At 67.4% G+C, this 23,036-nt stretch carries 20 protein-coding genes; 9 read left to right on the top strand and 11 right to left on the bottom strand.

The genetic code is table 11. The features are described from left to right. Window positions 1-12: 12 nt before the first annotated feature. The 7 genes from ccoO to ccoS are packed head-to-tail and all read left to right on the top strand — an operon-like array spanning window position 13 to window position 6,192. The gene (ccoO, locus tag BoBH3_RS08375) at window positions 13-777 is read left to right on the top strand and encodes a cytochrome-c oxidase, cbb3-type subunit II (RefSeq protein ID WP_262330304.1); all 765 of its coding nucleotides are present in this window, start codon (window positions 13-15) and stop codon (window positions 775-777) included. 11 nt (window positions 778-788) lie between these two features. After that, window positions 789-944 carry a cbb3-type cytochrome c oxidase subunit 3 gene (locus tag BoBH3_RS08370; protein WP_262330303.1) on the top strand — a complete coding sequence of 52 codons (156 nt, stop codon included), beginning with the start codon at window positions 789-791 and terminating at the stop codon, window positions 942-944. A 4-nt stretch (window positions 945-948) separates the two neighbouring features. After that, window positions 949-1,833: a cytochrome-c oxidase, cbb3-type subunit III gene (gene ccoP, locus BoBH3_RS08365; RefSeq protein ID WP_262330302.1), complete on the top strand. Its 885-nt coding sequence runs from the start codon at window positions 949-951 to the stop codon at window positions 1,831-1,833. 7 nt (window positions 1,834-1,840) lie between these two features. Beyond that, complete coding sequence (gene ccoG / locus BoBH3_RS08360; RefSeq protein ID WP_262330465.1) at window positions 1,841-3,289, top strand: cytochrome c oxidase accessory protein CcoG; 1,449 nt, start codon at window positions 1,841-1,843, stop codon at window positions 3,287-3,289. Window positions 3,290-3,309: 20 nt separating this feature from the next. Continuing rightward, the gene (locus BoBH3_RS08355; RefSeq protein ID WP_262330301.1) at window positions 3,310-3,831 is read left to right on the top strand and encodes a FixH family protein; all 522 of its coding nucleotides are present in this window, start codon (window positions 3,310-3,312) and stop codon (window positions 3,829-3,831) included. A 1-nt stretch (window position 3,832) separates the two neighbouring features. Next, window positions 3,833-6,049, top strand: a complete 2,217-nt coding sequence (locus tag BoBH3_RS08350) for a heavy metal translocating P-type ATPase (protein ID WP_262330300.1) — start codon at window positions 3,833-3,835, stop codon at window positions 6,047-6,049. Continuing rightward, window positions 6,046-6,192 carry a cbb3-type cytochrome oxidase assembly protein CcoS gene (gene ccoS / locus BoBH3_RS08345; RefSeq protein WP_262330299.1) on the top strand — a complete coding sequence of 49 codons (147 nt, stop codon included), beginning with the start codon at window positions 6,046-6,048 and terminating at the stop codon, window positions 6,190-6,192. Before BoBH3_RS08350 ends, ccoS begins: the two co-directional genes overlap by 4 nt. 78 nt (window positions 6,193-6,270) lie before the next feature. On the opposite strand, the gene BoBH3_RS08340 is transcribed toward ccoS, so the two are convergent. The 4 genes from BoBH3_RS08340 to BoBH3_RS08325 form a co-directional block, all read right to left on the bottom strand. After that, window positions 6,271-7,137, bottom strand: coding sequence for a carbohydrate ABC transporter permease (locus BoBH3_RS08340; RefSeq protein ID WP_262330298.1), 867 nt, complete (start codon window positions 7,135-7,137; stop codon window positions 6,271-6,273). Then, window positions 7,134-8,012 carry a carbohydrate ABC transporter permease gene (locus tag BoBH3_RS08335; protein WP_262330297.1) on the bottom strand — a complete coding sequence of 293 codons (879 nt, stop codon included), beginning with the start codon at window positions 8,010-8,012 and terminating at the stop codon, window positions 7,134-7,136. Before BoBH3_RS08335 ends, BoBH3_RS08340 begins: the two co-directional genes overlap by 4 nt. Before the next feature lie 125 nt (window positions 8,013-8,137). Further along, on the bottom strand, window positions 8,138-9,427 hold the full coding sequence (locus BoBH3_RS08330; RefSeq protein WP_262330296.1) for an ABC transporter substrate-binding protein: 1,290 nt from the start codon (window positions 9,425-9,427) through the stop codon (window positions 8,138-8,140). A gap of 49 nt (window positions 9,428-9,476) precedes the next feature. Further along, window positions 9,477-10,514, bottom strand: coding sequence for an ABC transporter ATP-binding protein (locus tag BoBH3_RS08325; protein ID WP_262330464.1), 1,038 nt, complete (start codon window positions 10,512-10,514; stop codon window positions 9,477-9,479). A gap of 328 nt (window positions 10,515-10,842) precedes the next feature. Here BoBH3_RS08325 and BoBH3_RS08320 point away from each other — a divergent pair, with 328 nt between their 5' ends. After that, on the top strand, window positions 10,843-11,547 hold the full coding sequence (locus tag BoBH3_RS08320; protein ID WP_262330295.1) for an SDR family oxidoreductase: 705 nt from the start codon (window positions 10,843-10,845) through the stop codon (window positions 11,545-11,547). Between the two features lie 571 nt (window positions 11,548-12,118). Further along, window positions 12,119-14,554 (top strand): putative bifunctional diguanylate cyclase/phosphodiesterase, encoded by a 2,436-nt coding sequence (locus BoBH3_RS08315; protein WP_262330294.1) that lies wholly within the window; start codon window positions 12,119-12,121, stop codon window positions 14,552-14,554. A 941-nt stretch (window positions 14,555-15,495) separates the two neighbouring features. On the opposite strand, the gene BoBH3_RS08310 is transcribed toward BoBH3_RS08315, so the two are convergent. From BoBH3_RS08310 to BoBH3_RS08280, 7 genes are all read right to left on the bottom strand, one after another. Then, window positions 15,496-16,083: a transglycosylase SLT domain-containing protein gene (locus BoBH3_RS08310; RefSeq protein ID WP_410050568.1), complete on the bottom strand. Its 588-nt coding sequence runs from the start codon at window positions 16,081-16,083 to the stop codon at window positions 15,496-15,498. Further along, window positions 16,031-17,305, bottom strand: coding sequence for a flagellar hook-length control protein FliK (locus BoBH3_RS08305; RefSeq protein WP_262330292.1), 1,275 nt, complete (start codon window positions 17,303-17,305; stop codon window positions 16,031-16,033). Before BoBH3_RS08305 ends, BoBH3_RS08310 begins: the two co-directional genes overlap by 53 nt. Continuing rightward, a complete protein-coding gene (locus tag BoBH3_RS08300) occupies window positions 17,302-18,519 on the bottom strand; it encodes a chemotaxis protein MotC (protein WP_262330291.1) in 1,218 nt (405 codons plus the stop codon). Before BoBH3_RS08300 ends, BoBH3_RS08305 begins: the two co-directional genes overlap by 4 nt. Beyond that, on the bottom strand, window positions 18,516-19,811 hold the full coding sequence (locus tag BoBH3_RS08295) for a MotB family protein (protein WP_262330290.1): 1,296 nt from the start codon (window positions 19,809-19,811) through the stop codon (window positions 18,516-18,518). Before BoBH3_RS08295 ends, BoBH3_RS08300 begins: the two co-directional genes overlap by 4 nt. 36 nt (window positions 19,812-19,847) lie before the next feature. After that, window positions 19,848-20,567, bottom strand: coding sequence for a hypothetical protein (locus tag BoBH3_RS08290; protein WP_262330289.1), 720 nt, complete (start codon window positions 20,565-20,567; stop codon window positions 19,848-19,850). Continuing rightward, entirely contained in the window at window positions 20,564-22,195 is a 1,632-nt protein-coding gene (gene fliF / locus BoBH3_RS08285; RefSeq protein WP_262330463.1) for a flagellar basal-body MS-ring/collar protein FliF, read from the bottom strand. Before fliF ends, BoBH3_RS08290 begins: the two co-directional genes overlap by 4 nt. 141 nt (window positions 22,196-22,336) lie before the next feature. Continuing rightward, on the bottom strand, window positions 22,337-23,036 hold a 700-nt coding region (locus BoBH3_RS08280; RefSeq protein WP_262330288.1), incomplete at its 5' end, for a flagellin.

Raw genomic sequence — 23,036 nt, 5'->3', positions numbered from 1 at the left:
GGAGTTCCCGCAATGACCAGCATCGAACACAAGCCCGCGCGCCGGTCGCTCTGGGCCAAGCACAAGATCTTCGAGACCAACTCGATCGTCCTGGTCATCGGCGTGCTGCTGGTGATTTCCGTCGGCGGCCTCGTCGAGATCGCGCCGCTCTTCTACCTGAAGAACACCATCGAGACCGTGCAGGGCATGCGGCCCTACACGCCGCTGGAGCTCGCCGGCCGCGGCATCTATGTCCGCGAGGGCTGCTACAACTGCCACAGCCAGATGATCCGGCCGCTGCGCGACGAGGTGGAGCGCTACGGGCATTACTCGCTCGCGGCCGAGAGCATGTACGACAAGCCCTTCCAATGGGGCTCCAAGCGCACCGGGCCGGACCTCGCCCGCGTCGGCGGCAAGTATTCGGACGAGTGGCAGCGCGCCCATCTCGCCGAGCCGCGGGCCGTCGTGCCGCAGTCGATCATGCCGGGCTACCCCTTCCTGGCGAAGACGGAGCTGGCCCTCGGCGATATCGCCAACGAGCTGAAGGCCAACCGTCTCGGCGGCGTACCCTATAGCGACGAGATGATCGCCCAGGCCGAGACCGACCTGAAGGCGCAGGCGACGCCGGACCATCCCGGCCAGTCCGATCTGGAGAAGCGCTATCCCAAGGCGCAGTCGCGCGATTTCGACGGCGACCCGCAGCGCATCACCGAAGCCGACGCCCTGATCGCCTATCTGCAGGCGCTCGGCACGATGGTCGACTTCAAGCTCTACGACGACAAGGCCAACATCCGCTGAGCGAGGCTGCCATGCAAACGACCTATCACTGGCTCGCCGGCTTCGCCCAATCCGCCGGGCTCCTCTACTTCGTCGGCGTCTTCCTCAGCGTCTGCGTCTACGCCTTCTGGCCGAAGAACCGCGCCCGCTTCGAGCAAGCCGCGCTCAATCCGCTGCGCGAGGACTAAAACCATGGACCAGCGTCAAGACGCCCCGCAGATCGACGCCGTCACCGGCCAGAGCACGACCGGCCATGAATGGGACGGCATCCAGGAGCTGAACACGCCGCTGCCGCGCTGGTGGCTCGGCATCTTCTACGCCACCATCGTCTGGTCCGTCGGCTACTGGATCGTCTATCCCGCCTGGCCGCTTCTGACCGACGCGACCAAGGGCGTGATCGGCTATGCCAGCCGCGCCGACATCAGCGCGGACATGGCGCAGCTCAAGGCCCAGCGCGCGGTCCAGGCCGCCGGCATGGCCGACGCCACGCCCGAGCAGATCAAGGCCGATCCCGCGCTGTTCCAGATCGCGATGGCGCAGGGCAAGGCCGCCTTCGGCGACAACTGCGCCGCCTGCCACGGCGTCGGCGGCGCCGGCGCCAAGGGCTATCCGAACCTCAATGACGACGACTGGCTCTGGGGCGGCTCGCTCGAGGCGATCGGGCAGACCATCCGTCACGGCATTCGCGCCACCGGCAATGACGAGACGCGGGTGAGCCAGATGCCGGCCTTCGGCCGCGACGGCATGCTTAAGCGCGACGAGATCAACGCCGTCGCCAACCATGTCCGCGAGCTCGCGGGGCTCTCCACGGAACCGAAGGCGAACCTCGCGCTCGGCCGCAAGCTCTTCGCCGATAACTGCGCCGCCTGCCATGGCGATGCCGGCAAGGGCAACAAGGACATGGGCGCGCCCAACCTCACCGACGCGATCAGCCTCTACGGAATGGACATGGCTTCGCTGACCGAGACCATCGCCAACAGCCGCAACGGCGTGATGCCGGCCTGGGGCGGGCGCCTCGACGAGACGACGATCAAGGCGCTGACCGTCTATGTCCACTCGCTCGGAGGGGGGCAGTAGCGTGAGCATGGCCGAGGCCGATCCCGGCGACGGGCCGCTTTTTGCGGCGTCGCGGAAGGTCTACCCGCAGAGCGTCTCCGGCCCGTTCCGGCGCGCGAAGTGGATCATCCTCATCATCTGCCTCGGCATCTATTATCTGCTGCCCTTCCTGCGCTGGGATCGCGGGCCGCACCTGCCGAACCAGGCGGTGCTGGCCGACCTCGTCAACAACCGCTTTTACTTCTTCTTCATCGAGATCTGGCCGCAGGAGGTCTATTACTTCACCGGCCTGCTGATCCTGGCCTCCTTCGTCCTCTTCCTGATGAACGCCGTCGCGGGCCGGGTCTGGTGTGGCTATCTCTGCCCGCAGACCGTCTGGACCGACCTCTTCCTCGCCGTCGAGCGGCTCTTCGAGGGGGACCGGCGCGAGCGCATGCGCCGTGACGATGCGCCCTGGAGCTTCGACAAGCTCTGGCGCAAGAGCGGCAAGCACACGGTCTGGCTCGTCATCGCCTGGTGGACCGGTGGCGCCTGGGTGCTCTATTTCGCCGACGCGCCGACGCTGGTGTGGCAGCTCGCGACCTTCACCGCGCCGATCTCCGCCTATGTCTGGATCGCGATCCTGACCTTCACGACCTACGCGCTCGCCGGAATGATGCGCGAGCAGGTCTGCAAGTTCATGTGTCCCTGGCCGCGCATCCAGGCGGCGCTGACCGACGACGATGCGCTGAACGTCACCTATCGCTACGACCGCGGCGAGCCGCGCGTCTCGGTCAAGCAGGCGCAGCGCCTGCGTACCCAGGGACAGCCCGCGGGCGATTGCGTCGACTGCTACCAATGCGTCGCCGTCTGCCCGGTCGGCATCGATATCCGCGACGGCGCCCAGCTCGACTGCATCCAGTGCGGGCTCTGTATCGACGCCTGCGACAACGTCATGGAGAAGATCGGCCGCCCCGACAGGCTGATCGCGTACGACACGGACGACAACGTCAAGCGCCGCATCGCCGGCAAGCCGGCAATCTACCGGCCGCTGCGCGCGCGCACACTGATCTATGCGGCGCTGATCGTCATCGTCGGTGGCGCGATGCTCTGGCAGCTCGCGACGCGCCGCACCGCCGAGATCTCCGTGCTCCATGATCGCGCCCCGCTCTTCGTGACGCTGAGCGACGGCTCGATCCGCAATGCCTATACGGTCCGGCTGCTCAACAAGCGCCCTGAGCCGCGTCCCTTCGCGCTCACCGTGGACGGGTTGCCCGGCATTCGGATCGAGGCTGTCGGGACGGCGCCGACCGCGGATATCCGCCCGATCGTCACGGTCGATCCCGATTCCTCGCGCGAGGTGCGCGTGCTGGTCACCGTGCCGGCGGGCACCACGCTGTCGGCGTCCCAATCCGTCACCATCACCGCCTCGGATCTCTTCGCCGGCGAGACCGTGCACGCGACCGACCATTTCATGGCGCCGGGAGCCCATCCATGAGCTGCTGCGGAGTTTTTCTCATGTCCTGCGATACCCCCGCCGCCCCGCGCCCGCGCCGCCCCTTCGTGCTGACCGGCCCCATGGTCGCCGCCATGCTGGTGCTGTTCTTCGGCGTCATCATCTCCGTCAACGCGACGATCCTGACCGTCGCGCTGCGCACCATGCCGGGCGTCGAGACGCGCAGCGCCTATGAGGCCAGCCAGGGCTTCAACACCGAGATCGCCCGCCAGCACGAGCGCGATGCCCGCGGCTGGACGGCCGATGCCCGGCTGGCAAGGCAGGACGGGGACGTGGCGCTCTCCGTCGCGCTGGCGGATCGCCTCGGCAAGCCGCTTGCGGGCTTCGCGGTGACCGCTAGGCTGCGCCACCCCGCGACCTCCGCCCGCGACCACGAGATCGCGCTGACCGAGCCGGCGCCGGGGCGCTACGAGGCCCGGTTCGATCATATCGAAAGCGGCTCCTGGATTCTGGAGCTGCAGGCGAAGCGCGGCGAGGAGGTCGTCTTCCTGTCCCGCAGCCGGGTCACGCTCGGGGAGAAGTGAGATGGCCGCGCAGAGTCTCTCGGCGCAGGATCTTTCGGTCTTCGTCAGCCATCGCGACGGCGGCATCGCCTCGATGGAGCTCGCGGTCGATGGCATACGCTGCGCCGGTTGCATGCAGGCGATCGAGAAGGGGCTCGGCCGCGAGCCCGCCATCCTCGGCGCCCGCGTCAACCTCGCGCTGAAGCGCGTCTCGGTCGAATGGCGCGAGGCGCTGCTGCGGCCCGAGGCCGTCGTCGAGAAGCTCGCAGCGCTCGGCTTCAAGGCCTATCCCTTCGTGCCCGAGCGGCAGGAGGACGGCGCGGCCGCCGAGGAGAAGCGCCTGCTGCGCGGTGTCGGCGTCGCCGGCTTCGCCGCGATGAACATCATGCTGCTCTCGGTCTCGGTCTGGTCCGGCAACAGCGGCGACATCGACCCGGCGACGCGTGATTTCTTCCATTGGCTCTCGGCGCTCATCGCGCTGCCGACGGCGGCCTATGCCGGCCGGCCCTTCTTCGAGAGTGCGCTCAGGGCGCTCAAGGCCGGCGCCGTCAACATGGACGTGCCGATCACCATCGGCGTCGTGCTCGCGCTTGCCATGTCGGTGGCCGAGACCTGGAACCACGGCCACCACGCCTATTTCGACGGCGTCGTGATGCTGCTGTTCTTCCTGCTGATCGGGCGCTATCTCGACCAGCTCATGCGCCGGCGCACCCGGGATCTCGCCGGCAACCTCGCCGCCCTCAAGGCCGAGACCGCGACCCGGCTTGGCGCGGATGGAAGCTGGATTTCCGTGCCGATCGCCGCGATCGCAGCCGGCGATCAGGTCCTCGTCCGCCCCGGCGAGCGCGTCTCGGTCGACGGCCTGGTTCTGACCGGGCGCTCCGAGCTCGACCAGAGCCTCGTCACCGGCGAGACCTCGCCCGCCGCAGTCGGCGTCGGCGAGCGCGTCCATGCCGGCACGCTGAACCTCACCGGCGCGCTGACCGTGCGCGTCGAGGCCGCAGGGCAGGGCACGCTGCTCGACGAGATCGACCGGCTGATGTCGCAGGCCGTCGGCAGCCGCTCGCGCTATGTCCGCCTCTCGGACCGCGCCGCGCGGCTCTACGCGCCCGTCGTGCACACGCTTTCCGCCGCGACCTTCCTCGGCTGGCTGCTGATTGGCGGGGCCGACTGGCCTGTGGCGCTGATGATCGCGGTCACGGTGCTGATCATCACCTGCCCCTGCGCGCTCGGGCTCGCGATCCCTGCTGTGCAGGTGGTCGCAGCCTCGGCGCTGTTCCGCCGCCGGATCATGCTCAAGGAAGGCGATGCGCTGGAGCGTCTCGCCGAGGCCGATATCGCCGTCTTCGACAAGACCGGCACGCTGACGTTGCCCGAGCCCGACATCCTCAATCCCGACGCGCTGCCGTCCGAGCGGCGGGCCGAGATCGGCGCGCTGGCCGCCGCGAGCCATCACCCGCTGGCGCAGGCTCTCTCGCGCGCGCTCGGCAGCCCCTCGGCCCGGACGGACGTCCACGAGGAACGCGGCCAGGGCCTCTCGACGACGCAGCATGGCGAGGAAACCCGTCTCGGCAGTGTCGGCTTCTGCGGAGCCGAAGCCGAGGCAGTGCCGGTCTTGGCGGCGCATCCCGGCGCCTCCCTCATCGCCTATCGCCGTGGTGCCTATCGCACCGTGCTCGCGCTCGGCCAGAAGCTGCGACCCGAGGCGCAGGAGACGCTTCGTGCGCTGCGGGCAGCGGGGCTGGAGATCGCGATCCTTTCCGGCGATCGGCCGGAAGCCGTGGCCCCCATCGCCGATGAGCTCGGTGTCTCCTTCGTGCGGGCGGGACTCCTGCCAGGCGACAAGCTCGAGCTGCTCGACGGCATGGCCGCCAAGGGCCGCAAGGTCCTGATGGTCGGCGATGGCCTCAACGACGCGCCGGCGCTGGCGGGCGCCCATGTTTCGATCTCGCCGGTCAGCGCGACGCATCTGGCGCAGGCGGCCGCCGACATCGTCTTCCTCGGCGATGGCCTGAAGCCCGTCGCCGACGCGCTCGCCATTGCGCGCAAGGCGCGGCGGCTGATGCTGGAGAACCTCTGGTTTGCCGTCCTCTACAATGCCGTGGCCGTACCCATCGCCATGGCGGGCCTCGCCACGCCGCTCGTCGCGGCTGCGGCCATGTCGGGCTCATCGCTGGTGGTGACGATCAACGCCCTGCGGGCGCGGAACAGTGCAGCCGGGCCGGAGGCAAGCGCATGAACATCATCGTCATCCTGTTCCCGCTGGCGCTGGGACTGGGCCTCATCGGGCTCGGCGCCTTCTTCTGGTGCATGCGCAGCGGCCAGTTCGCCGATCTCGAGGGCTCCGCCTGGCGAATCCTGCAGGACGACGACGAGGCCTGAGCCGTCATTCTCTGCAGGCACCACTCGTCATTGCGAGGAGCGAAGCGAAGCAATGACGGGTGGTTTGGCGCAACACCCTCACTTGATGCCGGCGCGCATGAAGCTCTGGACGAACTGGCGCTGGAACAGCAGGAAGCCGACGAGCAGCGGCGCGGAGGTCATCAGCGTCGCAGCGCAGATCACCGCCCAGTCGATGCCCTGATCGCTCGACGAGAACACCTGCAGACCGACGGTAAGGGGCCGCGACTCGACCGAGTTCGTCACCAGCAGCGGCCACAGGAAGTTGTTCCAGTGGTAGCTGACCGAGACGAGCCCGTAGGCGATGTAGGTCGGCTTCGCCAGCGGCACATAGACCTTCATCAGCACCTGCAGGGGGCTCGCGCCCTCGACGCGGGCGGCATCGTCCAGTTCCTTGGGCACGGTCTTGAAGGTCTGCCGCAGCAGGAAGATGCCGAAGGCCGAGGCGATATAGGGCAGGGCGATGGCGGGGATCGTGTCGATCAGGTTGACCTTGGCGAGCGTCCTGTAGTTCTCGACGATCAGCGCATCCGGCATGATCATCAGCTGCGCCAGGATCAGCGCGAAAGCCACGTCGCGACCCCAGAAATCCTGCCGCGCCAGCGCATAGGCCGCGAGCGTTCCCAGCACGATCTGGAAGGCCAGGATCATCGTGACGAGGATGAAGGTGTTGAGGAAATAGCGTGCGAAGGGTGCGGCTGCCCAGGCGCGCGTGAAGTTGTCGAGGGTCAGCGGCGCCGTCAGCTCGAAGCGTGTCGTGTATTCGGCCGGGTGAAACGCGGCCCAGACGGCATAGGCCAGCGGCAGCACCCAGAGGATCGCGAGCAGGATAGCGCCGGTCGATTCGAGCGTCAGCGAGAGGCCTTTAGGGGCGTAAGGGTCGGTCCGCGAAGAATGCGTGGCCGGCTGCGCGGTGGGGGCGCTCATCGATAATGCGTCCTGCGCTCGAGGATGCCGTACTGGACGAAGGCGACCAGCGCGAGCAGCGCCAGCAGCACGCAGGTCAGCGTCGCGGCATAGGCCGTGTCCCAGAAGCTGAAGCCGACCTGATAGATGTAGAACAGCAAGAGCGTGGTTGCATTGTCAGGCCCGCCCCGCGTCATGACGAAGATGTGGTCGACCATGCGGAAGGCGTTGATCACGGCGTTGATGAGCACGAACAGCGTCGTCGGCATCAGCAGCGGGAACTGGATGCGCCGGAAATAGGTCCAGCGCGACGCGCCCTCGATCGCCGCTGCCTCGCCCAGGCTCGGCGGCAGAGCCTGTAGCGCCGCGAGGTAGAAGATCATGAAGAAGCCGGCTTCCTTCCAGATCGCGACAATGGTGATGGCGTAGAGCGCCGTGTCCTGAGAGCCGAGCCAATTGGTGCTGCGCCCGCCGAAGAAGCCGACGATCTGCTCCAGCAACCCGTATTGCGGCGTGAAGAAGAACAGCCAGATATTGGCCACCGCGATCATCGGCAGGATCGTTGGCGTGAAGAACGCCATCCGGACCCAGGTCCGCCCCACGATCTTGTCGTTGACCCACACGGCCATCAGCAGCGCGAGCGCGATCGAGGCCGGGATCGTGCCGATCGCGAACCAGAGGTTGTTCGACATCGCCTTCCAGAAGATCGGGTCGGCGAGCATCTGCTGGTAGTTGTCGAGCCCGATGAAGCGCGCCGGGCGGCGCGCCCTCGGGGTCGAGTAGAAGCTTTCGATGAAGCTCGCGACCGCGGGCCAGTGCGTGAACAGGGCCAGGCACGCCATGGCCGGCAGCAGGAGCAGCCAGCCATGGATGGTCGCGGTCGCGCGGCTGTTCATTGGCGAACCTTCACCGTCATTGCGAGCGTAGCGAAGCAATCCAGCGGGACGTAGAGCGCGGCCGCTCCTGGATTGCTTCGTCGCTGACGCTCCCCGCAATGACGGTGGGGCTTCATCACACGCCTTCAGCGATACGGCTTCAGGATGCGCTCGGCCTCGGCCTGCGCGTCCTCCATCGCCTTCTGCGCCGGCTTCGTGCCGGTCAGTGCCGCCTGCAGCCCGTCGTTCAGGGCCTTGGTGACGCGCTGGTTCTCATGGGTCGAGAGCTCGGCCACCGCGAATTCCAGCTGGTCGCGCGCGACGGCCGCCGGCGGGAAGTCGACGACGTATTTCTTCATCGCCTCGGTCTCGTAGGCCGCCTTGCTGACCGCGACATAGCCGGTGTCGATCGACCACTGCGCGGCGCGCTCCGGCTGCGTGATCCACTTGATGAACTGGAACGCGGCCTGCTGCTGGGCCGGGGTCGCCTTCTTCGAGATGTAGAAGTTGCCGCCGCCGGTCGGCGAGCCCCGGCGCTTATGCGACGGCAGCATGGCGACGCCGAACGGGAACTTCGCGTTGCTGCGGACATTGGTTAGGTTGCCCGTCGTCGTCCAGATCATGGCGACCTTCTTCTCGAAGAAGTCCTTCGGCGTGGTGCCCCATTCGACGATGCCCGGGGGGTGGACCTTGTGCTTCTGCGACAGGTCGATCCAGTACTGCAGCGCCTCGACGACGCCGGGCTTGTCATAATAGGTGGTATCGCCGGCGGGGTTCATCAGGAGCGCGTCGGCCTCGGTCGTCAGCGCCTGGAACAGCCAGTAGGGGAAGCCCGAGGACGGGATCTGCGTGCCCCACTGCGTGACGTTGCCGGAGGCATCGCGCTTCGTCAGCTTCTGGGCGAATTCGAGGTGCTCGGCCCAGGTCTGCGGCGGCTTCTCGGGGTCGAGCCCGGCCTCCTTGAACAGCTCCTTGTTCCAGTAGAGCACGATGGTCGAGCGCTGGAACGGAATGCCCCAGGTCTTGCCGCCGGTCTGGCTGTTCTCCATGAAGCCGGGATAGAAGCCGGCGAGCCACTTCTTGTCGTCCTCGGTCTTGATGAAGTCGTCGAACGGCACGATCGCTTCTTCATCGATCAGCGTGAACATGTCGGTCGAGAGCAGCACCGAGGTGACCGGCGGCGTGCCGCTCTTATGCGCGGTCAGCGCCTTGACGATGGTCTCCTGATAGGTGCCGGCATAGATCGGCTTGAGCTTGATCGAGGGGTTCGCCTTCTCGAAATCGGCGGCATAGGTGTCGATCAGCTTGGTGATCGGGCCGCCGACGGCGACCGGATAGAAGAAGGAAATCTCCGCGCTCTGCGCGAGGGCCGAGCCGGGCAGCGCCGCAGCGCCGGCGATCGCGGCGGTGCCGCCGAGGAATTCACGCCTGTCCATGTCTTTCTCCCCTGATGGGTGGCTCGCGTCCGACACGGAAGGTCGGATTTCAGTTCCGAGCCACCTTCCGTTCTGACGCTTGGTCGAACCAGTGCAATGCCGATTGTGACAAGGTGATGTAGATTGTTTCGCCGGCAGACAGTCTCGTCTTGCCCGGGCGCCTGACGATAAAGGGATGGCCGTCGACGCGCGTCTCGATCAGCGTATCCGCGCCGAGATACTCCACGGCCACGACCTCGGCCGTCAGGCCGCTCTCGCCGATTTCGGCAAGCTCAGGGCGGATGCCGAGCGCAAGTCTCGCGGGGTCCAGGCCCGGAGGCGGCGTCACCTTGCCGCCCCCGGCCTGCACGGCGGCGAGCGGGAGCACGTTCATCGGCGGCGTGCCGACGAAGCGCGCCGCGAAGATCGTCTCGGGGTTCTCGTAAAGCTGATCGGGCGCCGCATCCTGCTCGATCCGGCCGTTGCGCATCAGCACGACCTGGTCGGCCATGGTCATCGCCTCGACCTGGTCGTGCGTGACATAGACCATGGTCATGCCCAGCCGCTGCTGCAACTCGCGGATCTCGCGGCGCATCTCGACGCGAAGCTGTGCATCGAGGTTCGAGAGCGGCTCGTCCATCAGGCAGACCGGCGCCTCGGCGACGATGGCACGGCCGAGCGCGACGCGCTGCTGCTGTCCGCCGGAGAGCTGCGACGGCTTGCGCTCGAGCAGGCCGGAAAGGCCGAGGATGGAGGCGGCGCGGGCGAGGCGCTCGTCGCGCTCGGCCCGCGAGACCTTGCGGACCTTCAGCCCGAACAGGATGTTCTCGGCGACGCTCAGATGCGGGAACAGCGCATAGTTCTGGAAGACCATGGCGATGCCCCGCTTCGAAGGCGGCGCCTGGGTGACGTCGCGCCCGCCGATGGCGATGTTGCCGCCGCTGGTGTCCTCCAGCCCGGCGATGAGCCGCAGCGTCGTCGACTTGCCGCAGCCGGACGGGCCGAGCAGGGCGACGAGCTTTCCGCCCTCGACGCAGAAGCTGATCGCATCGACGGCGTTGGCCCCGCCCCAGCTCTTCGAAACCGTCCTGAGTTCTACCGAAACCATGCCCGACCCGGCCAACCCCAGCGTCACTGTAAAAAGCCGGCGCAGGGATGTGGCGCTCAGCGTCGCTTTGCGGAAACCATGCCGCGAAAGTTCTGCCGCACACAAGAGCGTCGTCTCATGCGCCTGTCGACAGGTGGTCGGGTCATCGTTCCGGTTATCGTTCTAGGTTCAGATTGCGACGCATTATTAAAAGCAAGCACGACACGAATGATAATGAGTGCCGTTTGCAATATGATCGGGTTCGCCGAGGCGCGGCGGCGGTGCTAAGGAGGGACTCGGTTTCGTTCGGCACGGGCCACGGGCCGCTGCCGTCGCTTAGGAGATGCAGATGGCGGTTGAGAAGGTTGCTCTGGTTACGGCGGGCGGCAGCGGCATGGGGGCGGCGGCTGCGAGGCGCCTCGCTCAGGAGGGCTTCGGCGTCGGCATCCTGTCTTCATCCGGCAAGGGCGAGGCCTTGGCAAAGGAGCTCGGCGGCATCGGCGTGACGGGGTCCAACCAGTCTAACGACGACCTGCGACGGCTGGTGGACGTCGCGCTGGAGCGTTGGGGGCGCATCGACGTCCTCGTCAACAGCGCCGGTCACGGCCCGCGTGCGCCGATCACGGAGATCACCGACGAACAGTGGCATACCGGCTTGGACGTCTACCTGATGAACGTCATCCGCCCCGTTCGCCTCGTGACGCCGGTCATGCAGGCTCAGAAATCGGGCGTGATCATCAACATCTCGACGGCCTGGGCCTTCGAGCCGGCCGCCATGTTCCCGACCTCGGCGGTGTTCCGGGCTGGTCTCGCCTCCTACACGAAGATATACGCCGACACCTACGCGGCCGACAACATCCGCATGAACAACGTGCTGCCGGGCTGGATCGACAGCCTCCCGAAGACGGAAGAGCGGCGCGAGGGCGTGCCGATGAAGCGCTACGGCACCAGTGAAGAGATCGCCGGCACCATTGCCTTCCTCGCCTCGAAGGATGCGGCCTACATCACCGGCCAGAACCTGCGCGTCGACGGCGGGCTGACGCGCGCGGTCTGACTGCTTTCCTGGTAGCCGGCTGCCGGGATGCCGCGAGGCCATCCCGGCATTGTCATAGCCGTCGGCAGTTCAGCAAAGCAGATGGGGCGCGATGTCGCTGAGATGCGGCAGTCGATTATTTCAGTACGACAGGTTACGGCGAATCGTGATCTGCAACCCTGCTCTCGGTAGGGTTTTGTCATCTATGTTTTGAGCCGAACAAATTAACCTGTCCACGCGCATGGTCCGTATTAGCCGCGTTGCGGCTGGTGGACTGCACCCATTCGTCGGCGATGTGCCGGTGCCGAATGGGTGGGGATCTGGATCATGGTTGTGTGTCGTTGGTTCAAGAGCGTGCGATGATGGACGGTCGAAGGGCTGGTTCCCGGTTCGATCTGCCGCGCCGCGCATATCTGGGGCGAAAAGCGGCCCATGCCTGCGCCGATGCCGCTCTGCCGGCGGTTCCCCTGACGACGCCGCTTTCATCATTCCCATCTCATCGGCGTGACCCGCGTCATTCGCGCTGCCTCCGCGGGCCGGGCATCACGGCGCCTGCCCGCCGGGCCGAGGCACAGGGTCGAAGGGAGGCAGCGTGAAGCTGACGACCGTTACCCGCGATCTCATCCGCTTCGCCACGCCGCTGATCGTCATCACGTTGACGATGGCTGCCGTCTCCGGCGTCAGTCTCGGCGTCCTCTCGACGGTGCGCGCCTATACGACCGGGCAGGGCCTGTGGACCAAGGGGCAGAAGGACGCCGTCTATTTCCTCGATCTCTATACGAGCACGGGCGAGATCGGCCACTTCAAGCGATATAGAGAGGCGGTCGCCATTCCGCTGGCGAACCGCACGGCGAGGCACGCGCTCGAATCCGATCCGGTCGATCTGCCGACGGCCCGCAGGGCGCTCATCGAAGCCGGCAATCATCCGAGCGATCTCGAAGGCATCATCCTGCTGTTCCGCTATTTCCGCGGGTTCGGCCATTTTGCCGATGCCATCGAGCACTGGCGCGCCACGGATGCCATTCTCGACGAACTCGTCACCCTCGGCGAGCAGATCAGGATGTCCTTCGAGGCCGGGGCTGTGTCCGAGGGCAGGATCGCCCGCTATCGCGAAAACATCTTCCGCATGAACGCCCGGCTGACGCCGTTTGCCATGGAATTCTCGAACAGCCTCGGCATGGGCGCGCGGGCGATCACCAATGTGCTGATCGGGTTGAACATAGCCGTAGCCCTTCTGTTGATCGTGCTTGCCGCCCTGCGGATCCGGCGCCCGCTGCTGCAGCGCCAGCAATTCGAGAACGAGTTGCTCGCCGAGAAGGAGACGGCGCAGATCACGCTCGCCTCGCTGGGCGAGGCCGTGGTCCGCACCGATGCCGCCGGGCGGGTCGAATACATGAATGCACAGGCGGAGCGGTTGCTCGGCTGGAGCTCGGCCCGCGCCGCCGGCATCCGGCTCGACATGATCCTGCGGCTGGTCGATCCCAAGACGGAGGAGGAGACGAACGTCCTCGGCCAGTCGCTGCACGGCGACGCCGGCCTGTCGACCGCGGTGCAGAAGCTGGTGCGGCCGGGCGGCTCCTACGCCATTGTCTCGGTCGTCACCGCTCCGGTCACGATCTCAAACGCCCGTGCCGGCTCCGTCGTCGTCCTGCACGATCGCAGCAGCGAGGACGCCTATATCAGCCAACTCGCCTGGCAGGCGATGCATGACGAACTCACCGGCCTGCCGAACAGGCGGGCTCTGGAAGAGGCGCTGGCCATCGCGTTGGCGGATCAGAAGGGGGCGGGGCACCACGCGCTGCTGTTCCTCGATCTCGATCAGTTCAAGATCGTCAACGACACCTGCGGGCATCCGGCCGGCGATCAGCTCCTGCGCCAGATCACGATGCGCCTGAAAGACAATCTCCGCTCCAGCGACTGCCTTGCTCGCTTTGGCGGGGACGAGTTCGCCGCTCTCGTCACGGTGAAGACGCCGGAAGGGGCGATGGAGATCGGCGAGCGCCTGCGCCAGGCTGTCGAGGATCTGCAATTCGCCTGGGAGGACAACAGCTTCCGGATCAGCGCCAGCATCGGCCTAGTGCATCTGGGCGGCTCGGGCCTCGGCGTCGAGGAGGCGCTCAAGGCTGCCGACATCGCCTGCTATATGGCCAAGGAGCACGGGCGCAACTGCATCCAGCTCTATCATCCCGAGAACTTCCAACTGCAGGCCCATCTCAGCGAGATGGCCTCCGTGCAGTGCATCCAGTGGGCCTTGCAGCAGGACAGGTTCCGCTTCCATGCGCAGGAAATTCGGCGGCTGCCGGCGGGACAGGGGCCGAGCTTCGGCGTCGAGCTGCTGCTGCGCCTCGAGGGCCAGGACGGCGAGATCGTGCCGCCCAACCGCTTCATTCCCGCTGCCGAGCGCTATGGTCTGATGCCGCTGATCGATCGTTGGGTCGTGACGCACGCCTTTGACGTCATCGCACGCTGGCCGGCCGGCTCCGAGACGACGGCGGCCTTCTTCACGATCAACCTCTCCGGCGCGACCTTTCGCGAGAGCGGTTTCATCGATCACGTCCTGACGCAGGCCGCCAGGACCGGCGTCGATCCGGCCAGGGTCTATTTCGAGATCACCGAAACCGCCGCGATCAACGACTTCTCGGTCGCCCATTCCGTCATCGAAAGCCTGCGGCGCCATGGCTTCCGCTTCCTGCTCGATGATTTCGGCGCCGGCATGTCCTCCTTCGGCTATCTCAAGATGCTTCCGGTGGATTTCCTCAAGATCGACGGGCATTTCGTGCGCGACATGCGCCGGGACCCCACCGATAGGGCGATCATCACCGCGATCGTCGGCATGGCCGCCGCGCTTGGCAAGCAGACGGTTGCCGAGCAGGTCGAGGATCTTGAGACGCTCGCGCTGCTTCAGGAACTCGGCGTCGGCTGGGCGCAGGGCTTCGCGATCGGCCGGCCAAGGCCCGTTCCGATGGTGTCCGGGGTGCCTGTGCCGATGCGCAAGCCGCCGGAGCTGCGCATGGACGATGCCGCCTGAGACGCTTTCCCTATCGGGGAGAAGGGGTCGCTGTTCCGGCGCCTAGCAAGCTTCCTTGCCGGTAAGGCGCGGGGAACCCCTCTCCCGCATCGAAGTCGGCTGTTGCCGACTTCGACACTCTGAGTGCTGATGTCGGGCAAGCCCGAGATCAGTGAGAGGGGCTGGGGTGAGGGAAGGCCGCTGGTCGTTTGAACGCAGCGGAGCCGTTGCGCCTTCCGCGGATAGCGCAGGCCCTCATCCGGCGCTCCGCGCCACCTTCTCCCATCCGGGAGAAGGAACAACGCGTTGAGGTTCTCTCACCAAACTTATCCCCGCCCTGTCGTCCCGCCCTTATCCTCGCCATCACCTCATCCCCGAGGGGCAGCCGTCCGGAGGTATGCCGTTGGCGGGGTTGAGGGCGGCGCCTGCGGGTGGAGTTACGACCCACTCCCGGGAGGCTTCGGGGCACCGCCCTGGGGGTACTACGGCCCCTGTGCGAGGAGCTCGCTGGAAGGCTCGGCGAAGACGGATAAGCGTAAGTGAGGATGCGACGAGGCGATGAGCCGAACTGGCGTCCGGACCCGCAGCTCCTGAACCGCCCAGCCGTATAAGCGCGGCCCGGAGACTTAAGAACGCCGATGAGCGGAGCGCCACGGGGCGTGCGGATGGTGGCTCAATCCATCCGCGCCGCATCCTGGCTCAATGGAAGCGGCTGACTACCAAACCTGCGCCTCGCGGCGCTCCGCTGCCCCTCATCATCACCGAACGCGGAAACGCGGGCGGGAGAAGACCTGTGCGCGGGAACCTGAACGTCATGCTCGCCCTTGTGGCGAGCATCCACGTCTTGAACACCGCACTGCATGAAGGAGGACGTGGATGGTCGGGACAAGCCCGGCCATGACGACGAGGAGGCAGAGACAGATCGGCGAGATGCCGTCGTCGCGCCCTGCTTGGTCGAAGCCTCAGCCCTGCGCGGCCGAACCCTTTTCGCCGCAGAAGGAGCGCGCATTGCCGGTCCATTGGCCGAAGCCGCTCGCGACCATGTTCTTGATCACGGCGCAGACATAGCGCTTCTGGGCGGGGTCGTTGTTCGGGCCGGCGTGATAGCGCGCAACCGCCATGGTCCAGCTGGTATGCCGCTGCTTGAGCTGCTTCAGGAAGCGAGCCGAATATTCGACGTTCAGCCCCGGCTCGAACATCGCATCGAGGCTGGGGAACTGGCTGCGGTGATAATGGTGGTTGATCTGCATGCAGCCGATGTCGATGAGCTTCTTGCCGCTGGCACGGGCCGCGTTGAACTCGGCCAGCGCCTGCTCCTTGCTGTCGCCGAAGAACGTGCGCCCTTCGATGTTGAGCGCATAGGGCTGCAGCGAGTTGCGCCGGCCGGTCTCCGTGAGGCCGACGGCGTAGAGCACGCCGAGCGGGATCTCATAGGCGTTCGACACGCGGATCATGTGCTCCTCGCACACGGTCTGCGCGGCGGCCGGCGTCGCCAGGCTAGACGTAGCGATGAGCGTCGCGGCTGCTGTGGCCCTCAGCGTCCAGATCATGAGCGTCGTCCTTGCGGGTTCCATCGGGGTTCCAGCCGCGGCGCTGGGCATCCTGCTGCTGTTGTTCGCCCTGGCGGGATTGTTCGAAGCCGCGTCCCTGCCGCTGCTCCGTGTTGTCGTTGCGATTGGCGTCCTGCCCCGGCCCTTGCCGGTCCGCGGCCGGGCCGTCGACATGCACGGTCTCGATCGAGACGGCATCGACGGAGAAGCCGCTCTTCTTGACCACCTCGCGCAGCGCGTCCTTGTCGTTGGCCAACATGCGCGCGGTCTCGGCCTTGTCGGCTTCGATCCGGATCTCCATGCCGCCCTGCGTCAGCCGCATCTTGACGGTGAGGCTGCCGAGTTCGACCGGGCGGAGCTCCAGATGCAGGATCTTGGTGGGTGACGAAATCTCGCCGGGCTTGCTGCTGTCGGTTTCCGCGGTGGCTTGGCTGCGTGCCGAGAGAAGCTCGTCCACCGCCTGCCGGATCGGCTCGACGACCTGCTGGAACGGCGAGGCGCGCATGACCGGCGGCAGATAGGTCTCCTGCTTGACGATGGTGACCGAGATCGGCTTCGTCGGCTCCGCTTCGGCCGACGCGGACTTGGACGAGGCGGCGCCGTCGTCGACGAGCGCGCTCAGCGCGGCCAACGCATCGCCGTCAGGCAGCGCGGCCTTGTCGTCGCTTGGCATCTCGACGGGCGCGAGATCGTCCATGGCGCCTGGCATCTCCGGGCCGGCCTTGTGGGCGCTCTTGTGCCCGCCGCCCGCCAGAGCGTTGCCTAGCGCGGCCATCGCGCCCTCGCGCTTGCCTTCGCCCTTGCCGCGCGGCTCGGACGCATCGCGCGCCACGGGGGCCTGCAGGGCGCCGAGCAGCAGCGCGGTGGCATCGGGGTTGCCTGGGGCCGCAACGGCCGTCGACGCAGCGGCTGCGGCGTCGACGGCCTTGCCAGCTCCCTCCAGCAGGGCGAGAGCCGCCTCCGCCGCCTTGTCGGCAGCCGTGCCGGCGGCCTGCTGATCCTTGCTTTCGGCCTGCTCGCCCTTGCCGGCGGCGTGCGCCTTGCGGCCGGCTTCCGCCGTCTTGCCGCCGACGCTCTGGAGCAGGGCGCCGAAGGCCGATCCGAGTTCGCCGCGGCCGTTCATTCCGGCCCGGCCCTTGCCGCCCTTGGCCCCATCGGCGATTCCCGCGAGACCCTTGCCGCCCTGCCGCATGCCCGGCATCGGATTATCAAGCTGGTTCATCGCCTGGCCTTCTCCTTGGATGCGGTTTCGAGCAGCGTCTGAGCCTGGTCGAGGCTGCGCTCGGCTGAAGACAGAAGCTGTTTCAGGCGGGGGTCGAGATCGGGCGGCTCGGTCGGCTCTCTGGGCGTCGCCGTCGCGCGAGGGGCCGCAGTGTCGGTGATCTGGCCGGCCACGCGCAGCGCCGTACGGTGGATTTCCTGCTCGGCCGGCTGGAGGCGGGCCGGGTCGATGCGCTTGAGCGTGTCGAGCGCGCCGTCGCCGCGGTCCGTGGCGATGCGCGCCGCGGCCGTATAGAGCGAGGCGCGGGCGATGGTCGACTGGTCTGAGCCCGGCAGCTTGGCGACCTCCTCGGAAGCCTTGCGCGCCTGCTCGAAACGCCCGTTGACCAGTGCGTCACGCGCCAGGATCAGCAGCACGGCGCGCTGCTGCTCGCGGCTGAAGGCGCGCAAGGTCGCGACGAGCTGCGGGAACTTGGCCGGCTCGCGCCCGACATCGAAGCGCGCCAGGCTCGTCGCGAAGCTCTGGCGGAAATGGTCGGCATAGACAGAGTGGTCGAACCGGCGGACATATTGCGCAGTCGCCTTCTCCAGACGATCCAGCTCGTTGATCTCCGCCGCGATGAAGACGCTCCGGCGCAGCGCGCCTTCCTCGACCAGTGTGCCGGGCGCGAGCAGCCGCGCCTGGTCGAGCAGCTTCAAAGCCTGCTTCTGGTCGTTGCGCATGATCAGCGTGGCCTGGATCAGGGCGAGCTGGCCGGCCAGCGACTCATGCAGGCCTGTCGGGTCGAGCGGCATCAGCAGCGCGCGCGCCCTGTCCAGATCGCCGGTGACATAGGCGAGCGCGCCCGGCGCGAGCCCCGGCGGCAGGCCGGCCGGCTCGCCGCGCTTCAACAGCTCCTGCAGCACGGCGGGTTGTCCGCCGCTCAGCACGTACTGGACCACTGCGCGCGTGTTGCGCGGGTCGGCCCAGACGCCTGGGTCCTGCTGCGTCATCGGCTGCTCGAATTCGCGCAGCAGCCGGCCTTGCGCTTCATGCGCGGTGCTATTGCCGGCGGCCGCCTCGTTCTGGAGCGACTGGAGCGTCCGCATCAGCTGGAAGGGCAGGGGCTTGGACGCAGCTGTCGCAGGGGCGGCGGCGTCCTCTTGTGCCTGTGCCGGCGCCGCAAGCAGGCCGAGCAGAAGGGCGGCAGCGAGGCCGCGGACGATCCGCCTCATACCTTCTTCTCCCGGACCAGGATCTCGATGCGCCGGTTCTCGGCGGCGTTCGCATCGTTCGAGCGCGGCTTGCGGCTGGCATAGCCTTCGACATGCTCGATGCGCTGCTCCGGAACGCCGCCCTGGACCAGCAGGTCCTGCGCGACATGGGCGCGCGCCGTCGAGAGCCGCCAGTTGTTCTGCCGGGCGTCGCGGAATGGACGGGCGTCCGTGTGGCCACGGATGATGATCGCGCCTTCGCGCTTGCTCAGCACCCCGGCGACGCGCTTCATCGTCTCGATCGTTTCCGGCTGCGGGTCGGCCGAGCCGATGGCGAACATGCCGAAATTGACGTTGTCGGTCAGGCTGATGAGCACGCCTTCATCGGTCTGCCGCACCTCGATCCCCGGCGCTGCGGCGCCCGGCTTGTCAGCCTTGGTGTCGGCGATGGCCGAAGCGATCGCCTTGGCGACCGGGTCGCTCGCAGGCATGGCGGTCTGGCCGGCCTTGAGCGTCGCGATGGCATCGGGGCTGGGCGTGCCGCGCGGCGACATCGGCAGCGCGACCGGTGGCTGGGCTGCCGCCATGAGCGCAGGGGCGGGCGGCGGAGCCTCCTTGGCGGTATCCTTGGGCTGCTCGCCGGCGGCGGCCTGAGCCTTTGCTGCCTCGGTTCGCGGTGCGGGCGGGGTTCCCGTCGCGACGGGCGCCTTCGCCGACGGCTGGACGGGGGCCGCGTCGCCGGCCCAGGCCTCCTGCTTGACCGGCTTCTCGGTCTGCGGCGTCTGGCGCCAGAAATTCGGGTCGAACGGGTCGCGCATCGCGTCGCCGCCATCCATGCCGGGCCTGCCGGCCGCGCCGACCGCGAGGCCTGCGGCCTTGTCGGGTCCGGGCTGGGACCGGGCAGCGCCGGCGTCCGCGAGCACGGCATATGGATCCTCGAAGGCGGCCTTCTCGTGCTTCGAGTCCTTGAGATTGGCGCTCGGCTTGCGTTCCGTGCCGGCCTTCGTCTTCCCCGGCGGATGGTCGCCGTCGAAGAGCGACGACTCGTCGGACTTGCCGGGCTCCGCGTCCTGCGGATTGCGTACGCCCTTGCGGTCCGATGTCGTGTCGGAGAGCTGGATGGGGTTGAAATACTGCGCAACCGTCCTGCGTGTTTCCTTGTTGGTCGAGTTGACCAGCCAGAGCACGAGGAACAGCGCCATCATCGCCGTCATGAAATCGGCATGGGCGATCTTCCAGACGCCGCCCTTGAGCGGTTCCGGCTGATAGCCGCCGCGCCGGATGATGATCAGAGGCCGCTCGTCGTTTTCCATGGTCGCATTATCCGCTTGGCTGCTGGCCCGGAGCTGTCAGATCGCCGAAGGGCGACGACGGCGGTCGGGGCCGCGGCCCTCGAGCCTGGCGACCCAGTCGCCGATCCGCGTCTCGATGATGGTGTCTGTGGTCGCCACGGTGACTTCGGTCTGTTCGCTCTCGACGAATTCGACCGCTCCGCCCGCCGGGAAGACGTTGCGCAGCGTCGCGAGCAGAAGCGCCGGCCCGTGTACGCGGACGACCGCCCCGTCGGCTCCCGCGAGCAGCGGCCCGATCTGGGCGATCAGCGAGCGGCAGGCGGTGTCGCGCAGCTCGGTTCCGAGGAAGGGCTGCAACAGGCGGCCGACACGATCGGCGAGGCTCTCGCCCAGCGTGTCGAGCGCCGCCGAAATCTGCGCCGCGAGCGGCGCCGCGACCTCCTCGGCCCAGCGCCGGCGTTCCTCCTCGAGGATGCGGGCGGCCTCGCCGCGCTGGCGGTCGAGCTCCTGCTGCGATTGGCTCTGCTGTTCGGCGAGCCCGGCCTGCCGGCCGGTCTCGAACACCTCGTCGAGGTCCGGCCCCTTCGGCGGGCGCGGGGATTTGGGCAGGAAGGCCGGCAGTTCGATCGCGTCGACCGGCAGCGGCGCAGGCTCGTGCGCTACCGCCGCGATGAAGGGGAGTGGCGCGTCGGTTTCGGCCGCAACCTCGAAGTCGAACTCGTCGGCGTCGAAGCTGTCGAAGCTCGGAATGAAGTCGGAGGCGGGCCGATGCTTCACGCGCGCACCCCTTCATGGATCCACTGCCGCAGGATCGCCGCAGCCTGGGCCTCGTCGAACTCGACGAGCTGCTCCAGCTTCTTGATCGGCGAGCGCGTCGAGCCTTCGGTCAGGTCCTCGATCAGGTTCACGCTCGGGCCGGCGGCGGCGGCGAGCTGGGCCTGGAGCGAGGCGCTCTCGGACACGGTCTCGGAGGCGAGCGTCGTGATGCCGGCCGGTTCGGAGGGATGCTTCAGGATGGCGTTCATCGCCGGCCGCAGGCCGAACCAGATGATCAGGGCCGCCAGAGCCAGGATCGTTACCGCGTTGATGACGGTGCCGGACTGACGCATCAGGGCCTCGGCGACGCCCAGCGGCGGCGACGCTTCCAGCGTGCGGCTGCCCTGCAGGAAGTCGACGGCCAGGACCTTGATGTTGTCGCCGCGCGTATCGTTGATGCCGGCGGCCGAGCCGATGATCTGCTTGATCTCATCGATTCGCTTGTCGATCAGCTCCTGAGAGGGCGAGGCGCCGAGCGACTCCACCAGGCGCGGCCGGTTGAGCAGCACCGCGACCGACAGCTTCGCGACCGAATAGCCGTCGCTGATCGTCTGCGTCTTCTTCGACGAGATCTCGTAGTTGGTCAGCTCCTCGCGGCGCTGCTTCTCCTCGCTGGAGCGCTGGCCGCCCTCGGAGCGGACCTGCTGCTCCGGCAGGTTCTGCTGGACCGTGGTCGGATCCTGGTTCTGCGAGTTCTGCGAGGTGTCGTTTTCGCGCACGACGCGCACAGAACGCTCGACCTTGGAGTCCGGGTTGAAGACCGTCTCGCTGGTCTCCTTGCGGTCGGTATTCAGGTCTGTGGCGACGCTGATCTCGAAGTTCTCCAGCCCGAGATACGGGGTCAGCGCCTTGCTGATGTTGTCCTGGATCTCGCGGTTGACGGTCTGCTGCAGCCCCGCGAGCTTGGTCGAGGCCATCTGGCTGGCATCGCCGCCGGTGGCGAGCACAGTGCCGTCGGTGTTGAGGACGGTGACCTTCTCGGTCGCGAGGCCGGGCACCGCCGAGGCGACGAGATGGCGGATCGCCTGGGCGATATTGGCCGAGCCGGAGCTCTCCGTGCGGACGACGACGCTGGCCGAGGCCGGCTGCTGGTCGCGGCGGAAGGAGCCCTTGTCGGCGAGGACGAGGTGAACGCTCGCAGCCTTCACGCCGCGCATCAGCTGGATGGTGCGGGCGAGCTCGCCTTCCATGGCGCGCACCCGCGTCACTTCCTGCATGAAGGAGGTCAGGCCCAGCGAACCGAGCTTGTCGAAGAGCTCGTAGCCGCCGTTCGTGCTGCGCGGCAGGCCCTTCTCGGCGAGCAGCATGCGTGCCTGCGGCGCCTGCGCCGGCCGGACCATCACCTGCGTGCCCTCGGCATTGACGTCGAACACGACGCCGGCCTCCTGCAGGGCGGCGCCGATGCGGTTGACGTCCTCGCGCTGGAGCCCGCCATAGAGCACCGCCATCTCGGGGCGGCTGAGGTAATAGGCGCTCGTCCCGATCGCGGCGAAAACGAACAGCCCGATCGCCGCCAGTGCCGCGAGGCGCTTGTGCCCGAGCTGCTGGAGATTGAGCCAAATCTCTTCAGCGTATTGCCGTCCTGGCATCGTCATTCCCTGGCGCTTTTGAGGCGTAACGTCAGGGAGCATCCGACATCAGCCTTGCGCTGGCCTTGCGCCACTCGGGAAAACGAAAGGCCACGCTCCTTTCGGAGCGTGGCCGGTTGTCGTTGGCGTTGAGCCTTTGGATCAGCCGCGGAAGAGCGACAGGATCGACTGGCTGTTGCCGTTGGCGATGGAGAGCGCCTGGATGCCGAGCTGCTGCTGGGTCTGGAGCGCCTGCAGGCGGGTCGACTCGGCGTTCATGTCGGCGTCGACGAGCTGGCCGATACCGCGATCGAGCGAGTCGGTCAGGGACTTCACGAAGTCCTGCTGCAGACCGACGCGGCTCTTGATCGCGCCGAGGCTGGAGGCCGAGGTCGTGATCTCGGCCAGGGCGTTGTCGACGGCCGCGACGTAGGTCTCGAGCGCCGCCAGGTCCGAAGCGGAGTCCGTCAGGGCCGAGATGTTCAGCGCGTCGTCGCCACCGGCGATGCTGAAGGTGCCCCAGGCAGCGGCGGCGCCGTTCGTCGAACGGAACACGTCGTAGGTCTTGTCCAGGACGCCCTTCTTGGTCTCGGTGGTCAGGCTGCTGTTGGCCGTGACGGTCGTCGTCGCCGCGACACCGCCGTGGCCTGCGTCGGCCGCCGAGGTGATCGTGACGGCCGCGCCGCGGTTGCGGAACTCGAGGCCGGTGCCGGCGGTGTTGATGCCGACAGTCAGCCCCTCGATGCCGAGCGCACGGAACTTCTTGGCGAGATCACCGATCGTGGTGCTCTCGGACACGTCGATCTGGTAGGTGCCACCGCCGGCGACGGCGACGTCGATAAGACCGGTCGTGGCCGTGGTG

Origin of the sequence: Allobosea sp. BH3, from assembly GCF_025499465.1 — a bacterium.
In the GTDB taxonomy this organism is placed as follows: Bacteria; Pseudomonadota; Alphaproteobacteria; order Rhizobiales; family Beijerinckiaceae; genus Allobosea.
This window is presented reverse-complemented; position numbering and strand designations above follow the sequence as displayed.

Bases quoted from the DNA above. Each gene is read 5' to 3' on its own strand.
- BoBH3_RS08320 (WP_262330295.1), top strand. From the start codon at position 10,843: ATGGCGGTTGAGAAGGTTGCTCTGGTTACGGCGGGCGGCAGCGGCATG.
- BoBH3_RS08340 (WP_262330298.1), bottom strand. From the start codon at position 7,137: ATGAGCGCCCCCACCGCGCAGCCGGCCACGCATTCTTCGCGGACCGAC.
- BoBH3_RS08350 (WP_262330300.1), top strand. From the start codon at position 3,833: ATGGCCGCGCAGAGTCTCTCGGCGCAGGATCTTTCGGTCTTCGTCAGC.
- BoBH3_RS08370 (WP_262330303.1), top strand. From the start codon at position 789: ATGCAAACGACCTATCACTGGCTCGCCGGCTTCGCCCAATCCGCCGGG.
- ccoP (WP_262330302.1), top strand. From the start codon at position 949: ATGGACCAGCGTCAAGACGCCCCGCAGATCGACGCCGTCACCGGCCAG.
- BoBH3_RS08355 (WP_262330301.1), top strand. From the start codon at position 3,310: ATGTCCTGCGATACCCCCGCCGCCCCGCGCCCGCGCCGCCCCTTCGTG.
- BoBH3_RS08295 (WP_262330290.1), bottom strand. From the start codon at position 19,811: ATGGAAAACGACGAGCGGCCTCTGATCATCATCCGGCGCGGCGGCTAT.
- BoBH3_RS08300 (WP_262330291.1), bottom strand. From the start codon at position 18,519: ATGAGGCGGATCGTCCGCGGCCTCGCTGCCGCCCTTCTGCTCGGCCTG.
- fliF (WP_262330463.1), bottom strand. From the start codon at position 22,195: ATGCCAGGACGGCAATACGCTGAAGAGATTTGGCTCAATCTCCAGCAG.
- ccoG (WP_262330465.1), top strand. From the start codon at position 1,841: ATGGCCGAGGCCGATCCCGGCGACGGGCCGCTTTTTGCGGCGTCGCGG.
- ccoS (WP_262330299.1), top strand. From the start codon at position 6,046: ATGAACATCATCGTCATCCTGTTCCCGCTGGCGCTGGGACTGGGCCTC.
- BoBH3_RS08325 (WP_262330464.1), bottom strand. From the start codon at position 10,514: ATGGTTTCGGTAGAACTCAGGACGGTTTCGAAGAGCTGGGGCGGGGCC.
- BoBH3_RS08305 (WP_262330292.1), bottom strand. From the start codon at position 17,305: ATGAACCAGCTTGATAATCCGATGCCGGGCATGCGGCAGGGCGGCAAG.
- BoBH3_RS08335 (WP_262330297.1), bottom strand. From the start codon at position 8,012: ATGAACAGCCGCGCGACCGCGACCATCCATGGCTGGCTGCTCCTGCTG.
- BoBH3_RS08310 (WP_410050568.1), bottom strand. From the start codon at position 16,083: ATGATCTGGACGCTGAGGGCCACAGCAGCCGCGACGCTCATCGCTACG.
- BoBH3_RS08330 (WP_262330296.1), bottom strand. From the start codon at position 9,427: ATGGACAGGCGTGAATTCCTCGGCGGCACCGCCGCGATCGCCGGCGCT.
- ccoO (WP_262330304.1), top strand. From the start codon at position 13: ATGACCAGCATCGAACACAAGCCCGCGCGCCGGTCGCTCTGGGCCAAG.